Genomic DNA, 14,816 nt, shown 5'->3' with positions numbered 1-14,816 from the left:
CGATGGGTGTACATAAAGTTTTCTTCCTGTGCATTGATTCTGGATCGGCGTGTCGGCCGAATTGACAGCTCGGGCGTGTTGAGTAAATACGAAGTGAACCCCAGGGTGAAGTAGGTCACACAGACTGGGATCGCTCACAGAAACAGACCACCGTCCCGTTTCCGCAGAAGGGGCCCGATTCCAAGCTTGGAATCGGGCCCCTCGTCACTGCCGATCAGACGTCAGGCTCGGCTCTTCTGCGGACAATCGGCCGGATCCAGCACCGTGACCTCTTTGGTACCGATCCGGAGCACCCTGGCCGTCGGAATATCGAAGAACAGTCCGGTGATGTGCAGGCGCCCATCGGCGTTGGCGCGACCCACCACGCGGTGACGCGTGAGTGTCTGCAACTGCACGGCCACGTTCACCATCGCGAGCTGATCCGCTTCACCGAACCCGAGCTCTGCGGCCTGACGACCCACCACGTGCCCGCTGCGGTACGCGTCAAGGCTCGCCACCGCGTACCCCAACCATTCCGCGACAGACTCGTCTGCGGCATTCTCCGGCCCACTCAGCACCGCCTTCATGGCACCGCAGCCCGAGTGTCCACACACCACCACCGACGACGTGCCCAGTTGATCGACGCCGAACGCCAGAGCGGCCTCCACCGAGCAATCCTGTCCCTGAGCGGGCACGAGATTGCCCATGTTGCGGACCGTGAACAGATCGCCCGGTCCGCTACTGGTGATCGTGTTCGGCATCACGCGCGAGTCCACGCAGCAGAGGAAGAGCGTATCGGGATCCTGAGATTCGGTCAGGCCCTCGAGGTGCGGACGAATATTGGGGGCGTGGGTGCGGTGATACTCGGCAACACCACTGAGCACCGCCCGCAGGGCGACGGGCGAATCCTCCTGCGCAACATCGTCCTTGAGCTGCCACGCGCGCCACGGAGCCAACGAGCTGCGTACCGTCGCAGACCCCCGCTTGGGCGGACCCTCGGCCGCTGCGGCCATCGACGCCGTGCCCACTTCCTCGACTTTCACTGTGCCGCCGCCGAGTTCGTGCTGACGTATCCACTCGTTCAGGGCGTCGTGCACCGCGTGGTCGAGGAAGTCCACTCCCAGATGCACGGTGACTGCGGTTCCGGCGGGGACGGTGGACAGCACATGCGTCAATCGGGGGAGGGCAAGAAAGCTCAACGACCCCTCGGTGGTGACGCGCCAGGTGCCGTCGACCGTCTCCTCTGCGCGGACCTTCGCCCACACCACACGGCGCAGCACGAGAATGATCGACAGTGCCAAACCGATAAGGACGCCCTCGAGCAGATTGAGTGCCACCACACCGACGACCGTGACCGCGTAGACCGCGATGTCGCCGGTCTTGTTCGCAATCTTGATGTCTGCCAACTTGATCAGCTGCACACCGATCATCACCAGCAATCCGGCGAGTGCAGCGAACGGAACCAGTTCGACGATCGAAATGAACAGCACCGAGAAGATCAGGATCCACACGCCGTGCAGAATCGCCGACGCCCGAGACTTGGCGCCGACCTTGACGTTGGTCGCGCTCCGCACGATGACGCCGGTGATCGGCAGTCCGCCGATGGCACCCGAGGCCATGTTGCCTGCGCCCTGTGCCATCAATTCTCGGTCGAAGTTGGTGCGCTCACCGCTGTGCATCTTGTCGACGGCGACCGCGGAGAGCAGGCTCTCGACGCTGGCGATCAGAGCAATGGTGATGACGCCGGTGACAAACGCGCTCCACTGCCCGTCGGGCATGATCGGGAAGCTCAGCGACTCGATCAGGTTGCCCGGCAATTCGATTCGCTCGACGTCCAGGGAGAAGAAGATGGAGACCGCTGTGGCAGTGACCACTGCGACGAGTGCGGCCGGCACCTTCGTCACCTTGGCCATCACACCCGACACGCCCGCCAATCGCGGCCAGCCGAACATGAGCACGACCACGATGCCGCCGACGATGATCGACGGCCACTGGCCGTTGGCGACCGACGTGGGGATAGCGAGAATGTTCTGCACTGCCGAACTCTCGGACTCGCCGCCGAGAAGGACGTGAATCTGTTGCAGTGCAATGGTTGTACCGATACCGGCGAGCATGGCGTGTACCACCACCGGCGAAATGGCCAGGGCACTTCGTGCGATTCGACTCATTCCCAGCAGGATCTGCACGGCTCCGGCCAGAACCGTGATGGCGCACGTTACGCCCCAACCGAATTGGTTCACCAACTCGGCGACCACGACGGTCAGGCCTGCGGCGGGACCACTGACCTGCAACGGTGATCCACCGAGTATGCCGGCGAGAATTCCGCCGACCACGGCGGCGATGAGACCGGCCATGATCGGCGCGCCGGAGGCGACGGCGATGCCGATCGAAAGTGGCACTGCCACAAGGAAAACAACCAATGAGGCTGGTACGTCGTATTTCAGGATGGACCCGACTCGAGACTGCGCCTCGGGTCGGGTCTTGCGGCTGGGCTCCGAGTCGGGTTCCACAGTCGTGGTCACGGCAGTAATTCCTCCGGGCGTCTAGGCGTCAGGTCGGGTGGATCCATCTGTTGATGATGTTCGATGTCGCCCCGCCTAAAGAGTACGCAAAGCTTTGCTCACGAACGTCCGAAGAGAGATCCTTCACAAATCGGAACCCATTGCGACAGTTGATCTTTGTGAGAAGACACGAAAAAGCCCCACGAACCGAGGTTCGTGGGGCTTTCTGCAGCCGTAGTGGGCCGAAAGCCGAAATCAGCTTCCGACGACCTCCAGCTTGAACTTGGCAGTCACGTCGGGGTGCAGGTTCACGACGATGTCGTGCTTGCCCGTGCTCTTGACGTGTGCCTTCGGCAGATCGATGCTGCGCTTGTCGACAACCGGGCCACCGGCGGCCTTGAGAGCAGAAGCGACGTCCGACGCGGTGACCGAGCCGAACAGCTTGCCCGAGTCGCCCGCGGTCTTCACGGACAGCGTGACGGCCTCGAGGCCTTCGATGGCCTGCTTGAGCTCGTTGGCGTGCTCGAGTCCGCGCACGGCACGAGCTTCCTGAGCGCGGCGGATGCCGTCGACCTGCTTCTGAGCTCCACGGGTGGCCTGGATGGCCAATCCGCGGGGCAGCAGGAAGTTACGGCCGTAGCCGTCCTTGACCTCTACGGTGTCGCCAGGCGCACCGAGGTTGTCCACATCAGCGGTGAGGATCAGTTTCATACCAATCGCCCCTTTCTATCGAGCCGTCGCGGCGTAAGGCAGCAGTGCTACCTCACGCGAGTTCTTCACGGCAACGGCCACGTCACGCTGATGCTGGACGCAGTTGCCGGTGACACGGCGAGCACGGATCTTTCCGCGATCGCTGACGTACTTACGCAGCAACGTCGTGTCCTTGTAGTCGATCGACGCGTTCTTCTCCTTGCAGAAGGAACACGCTTTCTTCTTGAGCACCTTGTCGCGCAATGGCGGTTTGGGCATGGGTCTTTCTCCGTTACATCTGGTTGTTCTCGATCGAAGGATCTAGAACGGTGGCTCTTCGTCTCCGCCACGTCCGCCGAAGGAGCCCGATGCCGCCGGGGCGCTGCCCCAGGGATCGTCTCCTCCGGAACCGGAGTTGGACGAGGAGTTCGAGCGGCCGCCGCCCGATCCGCCAGAGGAACCCGAGCCGGAGTTGAAGCCGCCTCCGCCGCCACCTCCACCGCGATTGGCCTTGTTGACCTTTGCGGTGGCGTAGCGAAGTGAAGGTCCGATCTCGTCGACTTCGAGCTCGACGACTGTCCGCTTCTCACCTTCACGCGTCTCGTACGAGCGCTGCCGCAGCCGTCCGCTCACGATCACTCGTGAGCCTCGGGTCAAGCTCTCGGCAACGTTCTCCGCTGCCTCGCGCCAGATGTTGCAGCGCATGAAGAGCGCGTCGCCGTCTTTCCATTCGTTCGTCTGACGATCGAATGTGCGCGGGGTGGATGCAACCGTGAAGTTGGCAACCGCCGCACCGGCGGGGGTGAATCGAAGTTCTGGATCAGCCGTCAAGTTTCCGATGACGGTGATGACGGTCTCGCCTGCCATGGTTCCTCTTTCAGTAGTAAGCGTTGTAGATGCCAGCCTAGAGGCGGGCAACGACAATTACTTGCCCTGTCGCAGGACCTTCGTGCGCAGAACGGACTCGTTGAGTCCGAGCTGACGATCCAGCTCGCTGACGGTGGCAGGCTCGGCGTTGAGGTTCACAACGGCGTAGATGCCCTCGGCATGCTTGAGGATTTCGTAGGCCAGACGACGCTTGCCCCACACATCGACCTTGTCGACGGTGCCGCCATCCTTGCGAACGACGTTGAGGAACGTATCGAGCGACGGAGCGACAGTGCGCTCGTCCAGATTGGGGTCGAGAATGACCATCAATTCGTAATGACGCATAAGACCTCATCACCTCCTGTGGACTAGTGAAAACGGCCACGGACTATCCGTGGCAGGAGGGTCGTTGCGTCAGCAACCCCTCGAAGATACACGACAGGGCCCTGACCTGCTAATTCGCGTTGGACGTACGGTCCGGCGTTCGCGCGTCATAGTCTTGCACCATGCGATCCGGGGTCCGCGCCAATCCGATGACGGTCGTCGTGGTCGTCGCGATGGCTGCGCTTGGATTGATTCTGGGATATCTCAACAAGGCCCGATGCGCGGTCGCGCCCTTCGACGCTTCCGGTCGCAGCACGGTGTTCGACGCCATCAAGGATTCCTCGGTCTGCTACTCCGACATTCAATTCCTGTGGCTCGGCCGAGACATCGACAATCACATCTTTCCCTACATTCACGGAGCCATCACCAGCGACGGGATCCTCACCGGCGGAACGGTGGAGTACCCGGTTCTCAGTGGATTGCTGATGTGGCTCGGTGCGGTCCCCGCGCACACCGATGCGCAGTTCCTGCTGACGTCGGCGTTGATCCTCGGGCCGTTCGGTCTGCTCACCGCCTGGATGCTCGGCCGGATGGCCGGCTGGTCGGCGCTGCTCTGGTCGATCGGTCCGCCCCTGGTGATGTACGCGTTCCACAACTGGGAGCTGCCCGTCGTCGCCGCGGCCGTCGGCGCGATCTTCGTCATGACACTGCCCATGCCGCTACGACGCCGGGCGATTCTCGCGTCGGTGCTGCTGGCAGTCGGGTTCTGTCTCAAGCTGTACCCAGGAGCGTTCGTGTTGCCGCTGATCGCGTACGTGATCACCGGCGGAATCGACGGGCGCGAGTCCGCCGACACAGTCAAAGGCCGCTGGGACATCCGCGGCGGGCTGATGGTCGCCGGTGCCGCGATCGGCACCGTGGTGGCAGTCAATCTGCCGTTCGCACTGCTCGGCTACGAGGGGTGGCGCGCATCGTTCACGTTCCAGTCGCTGCGGCAGGCGGACCTGACGACCAACTCCATCTGGTACTGGGGATTGCGCCACTTCTACATCAGCGACCAGATGACGCCCGATGCGTACGCCGAGGCCGAGACGTCTTTCCAGGACGTGGTGGACGTCGCGTCGCCGCTGCTGGTGTTCTCGGCGTTCGCACTCGCGCTGTGGCTGGGCTGGCGTCGCGCAAAGGTGACCGGCACCTATCCGTGGATCGCAGTGAGCGGATCGATGCTGTGCGGATTCATGCTGCTGCACAAGGTGCATTCGCCGCAGTACACGCTGTGGCTGCTGCCCTTCCTGGTGCTGCTTCGCGTTCCGTGGGGACTCGTCGCCGCCTACCTGCTCGTCGATCTGTCGATGGGAATCGGCGTCTTCAAGTACTTTGCCGCGCTCGCCTCGGGTGCCGACGCCAACGACGAGGAATTCTTCGTTCTCGTCGGCGTATGGGGCCGAGCACTGCTACTGCTGGTGTTCTTCGTGCTGTTCATCAGGGCTCGGATGCGGGTTCCTTTTCCGGGCGACACCGACCAGGAGTCGGTAACATCGCGCCGACCAGCGGCGACGTCACTGACAGCATCGTCGGGGCAGTAGACGTAGATCAGGGCGGGCGGGGACATGACACAGGTGTCGAATTCTCAGGGGAACACGGACGAGACGACCACCGAGGTGCGACGCGTCGGTCTGATCGAGGATCACGAATCGGTAGCTCTCGGCCTCCAGGCGATGCTCGCGGACGAGCCCGACCTCGAACTGGTGTGCATCGCGGCCACCGTGGGCGAACTGCTCGAACAGCGGCAGACCCTGGATCTGGTCGTCCTCGACCTCCGACTGGGGGACGGTTCGTCGCCTCGCTCGAACGTGGAGCAACTGCACGCTGCCGGTGCGCGCGTGCTGGTCTACACCGGAGCCGAGAACGCGTTTCTGGTTCGCTCCGCTGCCCGCGCAGGCGTACTGGGCGTAGTGCGGAAGTCGGCACCGGCGGCGGCGATCGTCTCGGCGATCAGGCGTGCCGCGAGCGGCGGTCAGGTCGTCACCACGGATTGGGCCGCTGCGATCGACGGCGATCCGCAGCTACCCGATGTCGGCCTCAGTCCACGCCAACGTGAGGTCCTCGCGCTGTACGCATCCGGCGAGAAGGCCGGGCGCGTGGCCCGCCTCGCAGGCCTGTCCGAGCAGACCGTCAACGACTACCTCGTCCGCATTCGCAACAAGTACGCCGAGGCCGGGCGTCCGGCACCGACGAAGACCGACCTGTACAAGCGAGCGGTCGAGGACGGCTGGCTCCCGATGCCCGAGCTACCTCCGCAGGAGTGATACCGAGCCCGGGCGGGGTTGGCTGTGGTTCATCTCACAATTTTCGAGACAGTGAGCATCGCCGTCGTACGCGTCCAGCCTGGTCGACGACTCCCGAGAGGATGTGCGAATCGAGATCGAAGCCGGTGGACGCGAGTCTGTCGTACTGCCGTAAGACGCTGCCACGACGGTTGACGATTCAATGCCCCTGAAAATCAGGGCAGAAAACCTGCGTATTACCTGTGAGAATCGTTCACATTGGTTTAGTTGGTCTCAACTCACTTCGGCGTCCGGGAGATTTGATGTCTGCACTGCTCGAACCCTTGCCCTCCGCGGACGACTCGGGAGTCCCGACCGCACGCCGTTCACGTGGGCCCATCAGCTTGGTTCCGCCCGCGCTGCAGATACACCCCGTTCCGGCCGCTCCGAGCCCGTTCCCGCCGCGACCCGACCTCACCGGCCGCGAGATCGAGGTGCTTCTCTGCTGGATTCGGCACGACTCGAAGACCGCAGTGGCGAAGACACTGTTTCTCTCGCTCGGCACCGTGAACACCCATCTCACCCGAATCCGGGCCAAGTACACCTCGGTCGGGCGACCGGCACCGACCAAGGCCGGGCTGGTCGCGCGGGCCCTCCAGGACGGGCTCGTCGATATCTCGGAGCTCTGAGCCCGCCCGGCCAGCAGATCAGACGCTGACTGCGGTGTCCACGCCTTCCTTCTCGAGGCGCTTGTTGCGTCGGATACTGCTCAGCAGCGCAGCTCCGATGAACAGGATTCCCACGAAGCCGGTGATCAGCTCGTTGATGTGCACACCGATGGACACCAGCAGAATGACCGACAACGCACCGATTGCCCAGTGCGCGCCGTGCTCGAGGTACACGTAGTCGGACAACGTGCCCTTGCGCACGAGGAACACCGTGATCGAGCGGACGAACATCGCACCGATGAAGCCGAGGCCGAGCGCAATGATGATCGGGTCTGCAGTGATGGCGAAGGCCCCGATGACGCCGTCGAACGAGAAGGACGCGTCGAGCACCTCGAGGTAGAGGAACAGGAAGAAGCCGGCCTTACCCGTCGCCTTCGCCAGTTCGCTGGGTCCACCCGAGGACTCTTCGCCCTCTTCTTCGACGTGGAACAGCTCGCCGAGACCGTTCACCGCGATGTACGTGATCATGCCGAGCACGCCGGAGACCATGACCGTGGAGATCTTGTCGTCCTCGGCGAGGAATTCAGCGCTCAGTACCAGCAGCAAGCCGGCAACGACGACGGACAGCTGATCGAGGCGACCGATTCGGGCCAAGGGCTTCTCCAGCCAGCTCAACCACGTGATCTCGCGATCCTCGAAGATGAAGCCGAGGAAGAGCATCAGCAGGAACATGCCGCCGAATGCTGCGATCTGCGGATGAGCGTCGGTGAGCAGCGTTTCGTAGCTGGGGCGGCCGTCGTCGAAGTACGCCGCGTCGTTGGGCGGCGGGTTCAGCGCGAGATCGATCGCAGCCACCGGGCCGAGACCGGATGCAGCCCAGACGATGACCAGCGGGAAGAGCAGCCGCATACCGAACACGGCGATGACGATGCCGATGGTGAGGAAGATCTTCTGCCAGAACTCGCTCATCCGTCGCAGCACGGTGGCGTTGATGACGGCGTTGTCGAAGGACAGGGACACCTCGAGCACGCCGAGGATGAGGACGAGGATCATCGCCTCGATCCCGCCGTAGAGGAAGGCCACGATGACGGAGACGATGGTGACCGCGATCGACCATCCGAAGATCTTCACAACCACAGGTGTGGCCCTTCTGGCTAGGAGCGGAGCCGGCGGAGTGACCCATCAGCTCAGTAGCGGAGCCGGCAGGAGCGACCGGTCGGGGCCGACAAATACGGAAAAACCCCCGCCCATCATGAACGATGAAGCGGGGGTATCCCCAATCTTGGGAGAGTCTTGACTAGACGTTTACTCCGAAGTCTCGGGCGATGCCTGCGAGGCCGGATGCGTAGCCCTGACCGACTGCGCGGAACTTCCACTCCGCGCCGTTGCGGTACAGCTCACCGAAGACCATGGCGGTCTCGGTGGAAGCGTCCTCGCTGAGGTCGTAGCGGGCGAGCTCGGAGTTGTCGGCCTGGTTGATGACGCGGATGAACGCGTTGCGCACCTGACCGAACGACTGCGAGCGTGCGTCCGCATCGTAGATCGACACGGGAAAGGTGATGGTCTCGATCTCCGGCGGCACAGCGGCGAGATCGACCTTGATCTGCTCGTCGTCTCCGTCGCCCTCACCCGTGGTGTTGTCTCCGGTGTGCTCGATGGAGCCGTCGGGAGACTTCAGGTTGTTGAAGAACACGAAGTGTCCGTCGCTCAGGGCCTTCTTCGTCGAATTCAGCGCAATGGCGCTGGCATCGAGATCGAAGTCGGTACCGGTCGTCGTGCGGATGTCCCACCCGAGTCCGACCACGACCGCGGTCAGGTTCGGAGCTGCCTTGGTGAGCGAGACATTGCCACCCTTGCTGAGGCTGACGCCCATGGAGAGGTCCTTTCGCAAATGGTTTCCCGTTACGGGTTCAACCGTAGTGGGAATGTCCGGTTCTTGGACGTACTCGGCCAACGAGTACGACATCGCCAGGGTTCCCGTCGGTACTATCGAGCAGGTGACAAGTCGCTGGCCTGGGGTGTTCCGCCGAGGTGCCGAATCCGACGCCGCCGCGCGTCGTTCCCAGGACAATGCCGTCGCCGCATTTCTCGACATGGACAAGCGACAGTCCATCGCGTCGGCAGGAGTCGAGGCCTCCACCGCGCTGCATCCCGAGGATCGGCTCGCCGCCCGATGGGCCGACACCGAGAAGCAATGCTTCGACGCCGGAGCCGCGTACCTCGCCGCCGTCGATCAGTTCGACGGAATCACCACAGCCGCGGCCCGATCGGCATTCGACAGCGCAACCGGGCTGCTGCACGACGCAAGCGTGGCCGTCGATCGCTTCTACGATGCTCATCGCAGCACCCTCGAGCAGGCTTCCTCTCGATTCGCGGCAACCCCGCGCCTGGTGCAGGACGCTCTCACCGAGGCCGACGCCGCCCGATCCACCGTCGACGAGCAGTACGCCGGGTACCCGTCGCTACGTCTGGCGTGGCGCGAACTCGATTCGGCAACAACGCAATTGCAGAGCAATCAGCGCGATCCGCTGCGCGCACGCGAGAGCGCCGCTCAGGTGCGCGAACGAGCAGCAGCGCTACGCGCGGCAGTGGAGTCGGCCCCCGGACGACTTCAGGAGGCCAGAACCGCACTGTCCTCGGTACGCACCCGAATCGAAGCCGTCCGAACGCGATCCGAGGGCATCGCACCGGCCTTCTCGAGCCTGCTTCGCGAGTTCAATGCCAAGAGCTCGGCGGATCTCTCGCGTAACGAACGGTCGAGTGCGCGACACATCGAGCAGGCGGACGAGGATCTGCGGGCGGCGCGTTCGGCGCTCGACGCAGGGAACCCCGAACAGTCGTTGGATCTGGTGACCCAGGCGCGCCGCCATCTGAGCGATGCCGAACATCTGGTCGACGCGGTGACCGACCGAGTTCGTCTGCTGCGCGCGGTGAAGGCCGACCCGAAAGCGACCGAGAACACAGTGCGGTTCAAACTTCGTGACGCTCAACAACTCGCGATCAATCGTGGCCTGGTTGCCGAATGGGGCTCGGTGTTGGATGCTCAGCTCGCCCGGATCGACAGGGCGAGCACAGCGCTGACGGGTACCCATCCCGACTACTGGTCATATCTGCAGGATCTGGATACCATTTCGGACTTCATCGCAGGCGTGATCGACCGCATGCGTAACTCGCACTGATCACATTCACACGAAGGACAGTGGTGCAACACTTTCGCCATCTCGACGCAGACACCCGTGAACGAGTGTTCTTCATGCAACCGGAAGACATCGAGACGAACGACGGAAACGACCTCGTGGCAACGGCTCTCGGCGCAACGCTGTACATCCCGGCAACACGCCCCGACCTGACTACGACGGTGAACAAACGCACCGACGAGGGTGTGCGGTCCATCGTCATCGATCTCGAAGACGCTGTCGCAGATCATGATCTGGACGAAGCGTTGGCGAACGCCATCCGAACTCTGAACGAACTCTCGGGTACGAGTTCGCTCGTGTTCGTCCGAGCACGCACCCCCGAGCACATCCGAACCATCTGCGCCGGGCTCACCCACGGCGCGGGCGGGCTCGCCGGATTCGTCGTGCCGAAATTCACGGCGGCACGCGGGGCCGACTTCCTCGACGAGATCGTCGCGGCGTCGCAGTCACATGGCACCCGCCTGTTCGCGATGCCCGTCCTCGAATCGTGGGAGGTGGTACACCGCGAGACTCGAGACGTGGAACTCGTTGCCATCCGTGAGCTCCTCGGGACCTACCGGGACACAGTGCTTGCCGTGCGCATCGGAGCCACCGACATGTGCGGCACCTTCGGCATCCGACGCGACCGCGACCTGACGATCTACGACGTCCGCGTCGTCGCCGACGTCATCAGTGCGATCGTCAACCACCTGGGCCGCTACGACGGGTCCGGATACGTCATCACCGGCCCGGTGTGGGAGTACTTCGCAGACCACGAACGCATGTTCCGTCCGTTGCTACGGCAGACACCCTTCGTCGACCAAGATGCCGTCCGCTTCCGCCAGCAACTGGTCAGCAGCGACCTCGATGCACTCCTGCGCGAGGTGGCCCTCGACCGGGCCAACGGTATCCAGGGCAAGACCGTCATTCATCCCTCGCACGTCCCCGCCGTGCACGCGCTGTCCGCAGTGACCCACGAGGAGTATCACGATGCACTCGACATCCTGTCCTCCGACCAGGGTGGCGTACAGGCATCCGGCTACCGAAACAAGATGAACGAGCTGGGCCCGCACCGCAATTGGGCGAAGCAGACGGTGTTGCGAGCCAAGGCATTCGGCGTCACCAACGAGGGAATCACGTTCGTGGACCTGCTGACCGCATTGGCACAGCGATGAGCACGAATCCGGCCGACGGCATCGTGCTCACCGACACGGGTTCGTCGTCGTCCTGGTCGGCCACGCAGTTGGTGCGGCCCGGTCTACGTCGCAACCCCCGCCGCGCTCATCTGTTGGTATCGACGGTGCTGGGCAAACACATCCCTGTGGATCCGGACGTCGTCATCGCCGCAGGCAACGAACTGGCTGCTCTCGTCGCCGATACGGTGAGCGGGTCCGATGTCGATGTGCTCGGATTTGCCGAGACAGCAACGGGATTGGGGCACACAGTAGCCACTGCACTGGGCGCGCACTGCTATCTCCACTCGACGCGGCGCATCGTTCCCGGCATGACCGTGCACGGCGAGTTCGAGGAGGGTCACTCGCACGCCACCGACCACCTGCTGGTGCCGACATCGGCCGATCTCCTCGCCGGCGAACTGCCTTTGATCCTGGTGGACGACGAGATCTCGACAGGAGCAACGGCGCTGGATGCGTTGCGGCAGATTCATTCCTCGGCCGGTCGCACGCACTACGTGATCGCCTCCCTGGTGGACATGCGCACCGCCGAGCATCTCGCCGCTGCCGCTGCGGTGGCAACCGAACTCGGCGTCCGCATCGACAACGTGAGCCTCGCGCAGGGTTCGGTGGAGCTCGCTCCTGGACTGGTGGAAGCGGTACTCGACCTACCCGATCCTGAGCTCAATCCCGTTGCAGTCCAATCCGGCTCGGTGCGCCGCGTCGATGCGCAGTGGCCGGCGACTCTGCCCGACGGCGGTCGACACGGGTTCCTTCGTTCCGACGCGGCAGCGTTCGACATCGCGATCGACGCCGTCGCGGCCACCGTCGATGCTGCCCTGATCGAATCGACAGCGGTGGTGGTGATCGGCCACGAGGAGCTGATGTATCTGCCGCTCCGACTCGCAGCGGCATTGCAGAAGCTCGGACACCCCGCGCTGTTCCAGACCACCACCCGGTCGCCGGCATACGTTCTCGACCTGCCCGGTTATCCGCTGCGCCGCGGCTTCGAATTCACTGCTCCCGAGGACGAATCGGGACTGCGCTACCTCTACAACGCGTCGGGTCCACGGGACGCGGCCCTGGTGCTCGTCGCCGACGCGCCTGCCGACACCGCTGCCCTCACCACCGCCGCCGAGACACTCGCCGCCTCGGGCGCCGACGTGGTGCTGGTCGTCGTCACCGGGGCCGACCCGGCAGCACTCGAGGTCTCTCGGCGGGCGCGTCCGCTTCGGGGACCCGAATTCGGCTCCTATGCAGCGGACGAGGTCACCTGGCTACTCAAGGATCTCTCGGCGGTCTCGCTCGAGGCCGGAATCGAGGAGCGCGAGAAGCGCATTCAGGCCGGCGAGGCCCATTATGCCGAGTCACTTCCGGTCGAGTACCAACCGGATCTCGCCTACCGCGAACTGTTCGAGAAGGTGCTGCAGGAGAGCGCATCACGGCTGGCGATCGCAGTCGGTACCGTCACCGAGGTCGTCCTGGCCGAGCGTGGACACGACATCGCCCTCGCCTCGCTCGCTCGCGCGGGCACACCCGTGGGAATTCTGATGCGCCGCTGGGCATTCGCCGCTCACGGTATCGAGATTCCGCACTATGCGGTGTCGATCGTGCGCGATCGAGGCATCGACGCTGTCGCGCTGCGCTACCTCTCCGAGCATCACGACTCCCGTTCGGTGGTGTTCGTCGACGGGTGGACCGGCAAGGGTGCAATCGCCCGCGAACTCACCGCTGCACTGCGCGAATTCCCGGGAGCCGAGTTCGACGACGATCTGGCCGTGCTCGCCGATCCGGGCAACTGCGCTCGCACGTACGGCACCCGCGACGACTTCCTCATCGCCTCGGCCTGCTTGAACTCGACTGTGTCGGGACTGGTTTCACGAACCGTACTCAACGACAGCCTGATCGGACCCGGAGACTTCCACGGCGCGAAGTACTACTCCGATCTCGCGCCCGACGACGTCTCACGCCATCTGCTCGACACCGTCGCGGCACGTTTCGACGACGTTCGGGACGAGGTCGACGCCTCGGTGGCAGCAGTGCTCGGCTCCGACCGCACCCCCACGTGGTCCGGCTGGGCGTCGGTGGAGAAGGTCCGTGAGGAATACGGCATCTCACACGTCAATTTCGTCAAGCCCGGGGTCGGCGAAACCACCAGGGTGCTGCTGCGCCGCGTTCCATGGCGGGTACTGGTGCGCGACGCCGATGCGCCCGAGCACGAACACATTCGGATGCTCGCCGCTGCCAGGGGAGTACCGGTGGACGTAGTTCCCGACCTCGCCTACTCGTGCATGGGGCTGATCAAGAACGTCTCCACCGAGGACGCGTCGTGAGTGCCCTGGTGGGCGTCGATCTCGACCGCACGATGATCTTCTCCGAGGGGGCACTCGGGGTACCGCTGGACGACACGTTCGCGTGCGTGGAGGTGTACGAGGGAAAGCCGTTGTCGTACATGAGCACTCGTGCGGTCACGAAACTGCGCGAATTGAGCGGGAGCGTCGTCGTCGTGCCGACGACGACGCGCACCATCGAGCAGTTTCAGCGGATTGCACTCCCCGGCGCACCCTGGCGGTACGCGATCACCAGCAACGGCGGCAACATTCTCGTCGACGGTGAGCCGGACGCGCAGTGGCGCAACACGTTCGACCTGGATCTGGCCGGCATCGGCGCGGAGCTCAGATCGCGGGTCTCCGAGGATTGGGTCCTCAAGTACCGCGAGGCCGACGGCCTGTTCTGCTACCTGGTGGTCGACACGGCCGAGGTGCCGGAGAACTTCGTCGCAGAGTGGTCGCAGTGGTGCGCCGCCCGAGACTGGAACGTCTCGCAGCAGGGCCGCAAGATCTACACGATGCCGAACGCGGTGTGCAAGAGCTCCGCGGTTGCCGAAGTTCGTTCGAGGCTGATCGAGGACGGGACTCTGGACGCCGAGGCCGGACTCTTCGCCGCAGGCGACGGTGCGCTCGACGCCGAGATGCTCGGCGCGGCCGACGCGGCGATCCGGCCACGGCACGGCGAACTGGAACTACTGGGATTCACCCGCCCCGGGTTGACCGTCACCGAGTCCTCCGGTGTGCGAGCCAGCGAAGAAATTCTCGAGTGGTTGCGGAACCGAACCGCCGTGCACCGCGTCTAACTGGTCGTCCGGGGAGACAGACGCAGTACAAGGGGTGGG

At 63.9% G+C, this 14,816-nt stretch carries 14 protein-coding genes; 7 read left to right on the top strand and 7 right to left on the bottom strand.

Annotated elements, in window-relative coordinates; genetic code table 11:
• Positions 1–221 precede the first annotated feature (221 nt).
• The 5 genes from CH275_RS08320 to rpsF form a co-directional block, all read right to left on the bottom strand.
• A complete protein-coding gene (locus tag CH275_RS08320; protein WP_094676928.1) occupies positions 222–2,501 on the bottom strand; it encodes a SulP family inorganic anion transporter in 2,280 nt (759 codons plus the stop codon).
• 234 nt (positions 2,502–2,735) lie between these two features.
• Positions 2,736–3,191, bottom strand: a complete 456-nt coding sequence (gene rplI, locus CH275_RS08315) for a 50S ribosomal protein L9 (RefSeq protein WP_032378698.1) — start codon at positions 3,189–3,191, stop codon at positions 2,736–2,738.
• A 15-nt stretch (positions 3,192–3,206) separates the two neighbouring features.
• On the bottom strand, positions 3,207–3,449 hold the full coding sequence (rpsR, locus tag CH275_RS08310; RefSeq protein ID WP_008711381.1) for a 30S ribosomal protein S18: 243 nt from the start codon (positions 3,447–3,449) through the stop codon (positions 3,207–3,209).
• A 42-nt stretch (positions 3,450–3,491) separates the two neighbouring features.
• The gene (locus CH275_RS08305) at positions 3,492–4,037 is read right to left on the bottom strand and encodes a single-stranded DNA-binding protein (RefSeq protein WP_027495079.1); all 546 of its coding nucleotides are present in this window, start codon (positions 4,035–4,037) and stop codon (positions 3,492–3,494) included.
• 57 nt (positions 4,038–4,094) lie between these two features.
• Positions 4,095–4,382 (bottom strand): 30S ribosomal protein S6, encoded by a 288-nt coding sequence (rpsF, locus tag CH275_RS08300; RefSeq protein WP_008711385.1) that lies wholly within the window; start codon positions 4,380–4,382, stop codon positions 4,095–4,097.
• Positions 4,383–4,543: 161 nt separating this feature from the next.
• On the opposite strand from rpsF, the gene CH275_RS08295 reads away from it, so the two are divergent.
• From CH275_RS08295 to CH275_RS30250, 3 genes are all read left to right on the top strand, one after another.
• Positions 4,544–5,947, top strand: coding sequence for a glycosyltransferase family 87 protein (locus CH275_RS08295; protein ID WP_094676926.1), 1,404 nt, complete (start codon positions 4,544–4,546; stop codon positions 5,945–5,947).
• A 24-nt stretch (positions 5,948–5,971) separates the two neighbouring features.
• Positions 5,972–6,670, top strand: coding sequence for a response regulator transcription factor (locus CH275_RS08290; RefSeq protein ID WP_094676924.1), 699 nt, complete (start codon positions 5,972–5,974; stop codon positions 6,668–6,670).
• Positions 6,671–6,951: 281 nt separating this feature from the next.
• Positions 6,952–7,317, top strand: a complete 366-nt coding sequence (locus CH275_RS30250) for a helix-turn-helix transcriptional regulator (protein WP_094676922.1) — start codon at positions 6,952–6,954, stop codon at positions 7,315–7,317.
• Between the two features lie 18 nt (positions 7,318–7,335).
• Here the strand turns inward: CH275_RS30250 and CH275_RS08280 are convergent, their stop codons facing one another.
• On the bottom strand, positions 7,336–8,433 hold the full coding sequence (locus CH275_RS08280; protein WP_094676920.1) for a DUF475 domain-containing protein: 1,098 nt from the start codon (positions 8,431–8,433) through the stop codon (positions 7,336–7,338).
• A gap of 160 nt (positions 8,434–8,593) precedes the next feature.
• Complete coding sequence (locus tag CH275_RS08275) at positions 8,594–9,169, bottom strand: TerD family protein (RefSeq protein ID WP_027495074.1); 576 nt, start codon at positions 9,167–9,169, stop codon at positions 8,594–8,596.
• Positions 9,170–9,389: 220 nt separating this feature from the next.
• Between CH275_RS08275 and CH275_RS08270 the strand changes: the two genes are divergently transcribed.
• The 4 genes from CH275_RS08270 to CH275_RS08255 are packed head-to-tail and all read left to right on the top strand — an operon-like array spanning position 9,390 to position 14,777.
• On the top strand, positions 9,390–10,475 hold the full coding sequence (locus CH275_RS08270; protein WP_094677349.1) for a hypothetical protein: 1,086 nt from the start codon (positions 9,390–9,392) through the stop codon (positions 10,473–10,475).
• A gap of 23 nt (positions 10,476–10,498) precedes the next feature.
• Positions 10,499–11,647, top strand: coding sequence for an HpcH/HpaI aldolase/citrate lyase family protein (locus CH275_RS08265; RefSeq protein ID WP_094677347.1), 1,149 nt, complete (start codon positions 10,499–10,501; stop codon positions 11,645–11,647).
• Positions 11,644–13,977, top strand: a complete 2,334-nt coding sequence (locus CH275_RS08260) for a phosphoribosyltransferase domain-containing protein (protein WP_094676918.1) — start codon at positions 11,644–11,646, stop codon at positions 13,975–13,977. The genes CH275_RS08265 and CH275_RS08260 overlap by 4 nt, the downstream gene beginning before the upstream one ends.
• The gene (locus tag CH275_RS08255; RefSeq protein WP_094676916.1) at positions 13,974–14,777 is read left to right on the top strand and encodes an HAD family hydrolase; all 804 of its coding nucleotides are present in this window, start codon (positions 13,974–13,976) and stop codon (positions 14,775–14,777) included. Before CH275_RS08260 ends, CH275_RS08255 begins: the two co-directional genes overlap by 4 nt.
• Positions 14,778–14,816 lie beyond the last annotated feature (39 nt).

Origin of the sequence: Rhodococcus sp. 06-235-1A (assembly GCF_002258785.1) — a bacterium.
Taxonomy (GTDB): Bacteria; Actinomycetota; Actinomycetes; order Mycobacteriales; family Mycobacteriaceae; genus Rhodococcoides.
Note: the sequence above shows the minus strand (reverse complement) of the source record. Positions and strands in the feature narration are given on the sequence as shown.